This window comes from Paenibacillus pseudetheri (assembly GCF_924513355.1).
Lineage (GTDB): Bacteria > Bacillota > Bacilli > Paenibacillales > Paenibacillaceae > Paenibacillus_AQ > Paenibacillus_AQ pseudetheri.
This window is the reverse complement of the sequence record NZ_CAKMAB010000084.1, coordinates 1-1,953: the sequence shown is the minus strand read 5'-3', so window position 1 is coordinate 1,953 and position 1,953 is coordinate 1. Positions and strand designations below refer to the sequence as shown.

Here is a 1,953-nt window from a genome sequence, read left to right as displayed (position 1 = left end):
CCTTCAGATTCCACCTCACGGTGGACACCCTTGCCCTTGGCTAACGGTAGGCGCTCGCCAGCCCCCGTTCGGGACTTTCACCCTAAAGATGACGCCCATGCTGGGCGTACCAAAAAAACACCTGCCTATAATAGACAGGTGTTTCTTAATTATAAGCGGGTGATGGGAATCGAACCCACGCTATCAGCTTGGAAGGCTGAAGTTCTACCATTGAACTACACCCGCAAAGGTATAAAATCGGGATGACACGATTTGAACATGCGACCCCCTGGTCCCAAACCAGGTGCTCTACCAAGCTGAGCTACATCCCGTCAAAACATGTAATTACTAAGTAATAAAAATGGCGCGCCCTGAGAGATTCGAACTCCCGGCCTTTTGATTCGTAGTCAAACGCTCTATCCAGCTGAGCTAAGGGCGCAAATTTTATATGGAGCGGACGACGGGAATCGAACCCGCGACCCTCGCCTTGGCAAGGCGATGCTCTACCGCTGAGCCACGTCCGCAAAAACATGGTGCGCGTGAAGGGACTCGAACCCCCACGTCGTGAAACGCCAGATCCTAAGTCTGGTGCGTCTGCCAATTCCGCCACACGCGCACACTTTAAAAATAATGGTGAGCCATGAAGGACTCGAACCTTCGACACCCTGATTAAAAGTCAGGTGCTCTACCAACTGAGCTAATGGCTCTCATAAATGGCTGGGGATATAGGATTTGAACCTATGCATGACGGAGTCAAAGTCCGTTGCCTTACCGCTTGGCTAATCCCCAACAATAATTAACTAAATGGCGGAACCGACGAGATTCGAACTCGCGATCTCCTGCGTGACAGGCAGGCATGTTAGGCCAACTACACCACGGTTCCATAGACATAATGCATAAGTGTAAATTGGTTGCGGGGGCAGGATTTGAACCTGCGGCCTTCGGGTTATGAGCCCGACGAGCTACCGGGCTGCTCCACCCCGCGTCATTTAATAATTATATACTATTCATTCACACTAAACCAGCTAGTCCAAAAACATTATGCTTAAGGAAAATTTGGTTGCGGGGGCAGGATTTGAACCTGCGGCCTTCGGGTTATGAGCCCGACGAGCTACCGGGCTGCTCCACCCCGCGTCGTTCTTAAGTATTAAATCCCTTGGGGCCCCCGGAAAGTACCCGGAATCCGCAGCGAAGCATTAACTTCACTTTTTGGGGATGTTTATGGTGGAGGCTGAGGGGATCGAACCCCCGACCCTCTGCTTGTAAGGCAGATGCTCTCCCAGCTGAGCTAAGCCTCCATGTTATGACCCGTATGGGATTCGAACCCATGTTACCTCCGTGAAAGGGAGGTGTCTTAACCCCTTGACCAACGGGCCATGCTAATAATCTTTATGGCGGAGAGAGAGGGATTCGAACCCTCGAGACGCTTGTGGCGCCTACACGATTTCCAATCGTGCTCCTTCGGCCAAACTCGGACACCTCTCCATAAATGGCTCCCCGAACAGGACTCGAACCTGTGACAACTCGATTAACAGTCGAGTGCTCTACCAACTGAGCTATCAGGGAATATGGTGGGCCTTAGTGGACTCGAACCACCGACCTCACCCTTATCAGGGGTGCGCTCTAACCAGCTGAGCTAAAGGCCCTTTTAAGTCATTTAAATATTAAGGGCAAAAAAAATACCACGGGTAATGTGGTTGTCCGCTTGGCGGCGTCCTACTCTCCCAGGACCCTTCGGTCCAAGTACCATCGGCGCTGGAGGGCTTAACGGTCGTGTTCGGGATGGGTACGTGTGGAACCCCTCCGCTATCGCCACCAAACGGGCATTTACATCGTAAATGCTCAGGCTTGAGTCGCCTGAAAACTGAATCCGAATTGAATTTGCGTTTTAAGTATAGGATAAGCCCTCGACCGATTAGTATTGGTCAGCTCCATGCATTACTGCACTTCCACCTCCAACCTATCTACCTCGTC

Annotated in this window: 15 tRNA genes and 2 rRNA genes; all 17 read right to left on the bottom strand. The window is 51.5% G+C overall.

Going from position 1 to position 1,953, the window contains the following annotated elements:
• Nucleotides 1-154: 154 nt before the first annotated feature.
• Nucleotides 155-225, bottom strand: a tRNA-Gly gene (locus L1028_RS30950).
• A gap of 12 nt (nucleotides 226-237) precedes the next feature.
• Nucleotides 238-311, bottom strand: a tRNA-Pro gene (locus L1028_RS30945).
• Between the two features lie 30 nt (nucleotides 312-341).
• Nucleotides 342-418, bottom strand: a tRNA-Arg gene (locus L1028_RS30940).
• Nucleotides 419-428: 10 nt separating this feature from the next.
• Nucleotides 429-503 (bottom strand) — tRNA-Gly (locus tag L1028_RS30935).
• A 7-nt stretch (nucleotides 504-510) separates the two neighbouring features.
• A tRNA-Leu gene (locus L1028_RS30930) sits at nucleotides 511-595 on the bottom strand.
• A 15-nt stretch (nucleotides 596-610) separates the two neighbouring features.
• Nucleotides 611-686 (bottom strand) — tRNA-Lys (locus L1028_RS30925).
• Nucleotides 687-693: 7 nt separating this feature from the next.
• A tRNA-Gln gene (locus L1028_RS30920) sits at nucleotides 694-768 on the bottom strand.
• Between the two features lie 16 nt (nucleotides 769-784).
• Nucleotides 785-862: transfer RNA gene (locus tag L1028_RS30915), tRNA-Asp, on the bottom strand.
• A 25-nt stretch (nucleotides 863-887) separates the two neighbouring features.
• Nucleotides 888-964 (bottom strand) — tRNA-Met (locus tag L1028_RS30910).
• A gap of 72 nt (nucleotides 965-1,036) precedes the next feature.
• A tRNA-Met gene (locus L1028_RS30905) sits at nucleotides 1,037-1,113 on the bottom strand.
• An 88-nt stretch (nucleotides 1,114-1,201) separates the two neighbouring features.
• Nucleotides 1,202-1,277: transfer RNA gene (locus L1028_RS30900), tRNA-Val, on the bottom strand.
• Between the two features lie 6 nt (nucleotides 1,278-1,283).
• Nucleotides 1,284-1,355 (bottom strand) — tRNA-Glu (locus L1028_RS30895).
• A 16-nt stretch (nucleotides 1,356-1,371) separates the two neighbouring features.
• Nucleotides 1,372-1,464 (bottom strand) — tRNA-Ser (locus L1028_RS30890).
• Between the two features lie 5 nt (nucleotides 1,465-1,469).
• Nucleotides 1,470-1,545 (bottom strand) — tRNA-Asn (locus tag L1028_RS30885).
• A 3-nt stretch (nucleotides 1,546-1,548) separates the two neighbouring features.
• Nucleotides 1,549-1,625 (bottom strand) — tRNA-Ile (locus tag L1028_RS30880).
• Nucleotides 1,626-1,682: 57 nt separating this feature from the next.
• Nucleotides 1,683-1,799 (bottom strand): 5S ribosomal RNA (rrf, locus tag L1028_RS30875).
• A gap of 75 nt (nucleotides 1,800-1,874) precedes the next feature.
• Nucleotides 1,875-1,953: ribosomal RNA gene (locus tag L1028_RS30870) — 23S ribosomal RNA — on the bottom strand; the annotation flags it as partial.